This window comes from Oceanobacillus saliphilus (genome assembly GCF_023522835.1).
GTDB lineage: Bacteria > Bacillota > Bacilli > Bacillales > Amphibacillaceae > Oceanobacillus > Oceanobacillus saliphilus.
In genome coordinates this window covers 1-260 of sequence record NZ_JALCZU010000209.1, presented here as the reverse complement: position 1 = coordinate 260, position 260 = coordinate 1, and the positions used below count along the sequence as shown (strand labels likewise).

Annotated in this window: 1 protein-coding gene; it reads left to right on the top strand. The window is 47.7% G+C overall.

Annotation, left to right across the window (positions count from 1 at the left end):
* A partial coding sequence (locus MN204_RS20935; protein WP_249872976.1) for an ATP-binding cassette domain-containing protein occupies window positions 1–260 on the top strand: 260 nt, incomplete at both ends.

Here is a 260-nt window from a genome sequence, read left to right as displayed (position 1 = left end):
GAGAAGATGCCTTCAACGTTGTCAGGTGGGCAACAACAACGTATTGCGATTGCACGTTCATTGGCGATGAAGCCAAAGGCCTTGTTGTTTGACGAGCAAACGTCTGCATTGGACCCAGAAATGGTTAACGATGTATTGAAGATTATGCGCGAAATCGCTGCTGACTCAAGCATGACGATGTTGGTTGTGACGCACGAAATGGGCTTTGCTAAGCAAGTGGCCGACCGTGTTATTTTCATGGCTGACGGTGAAATCTTGGA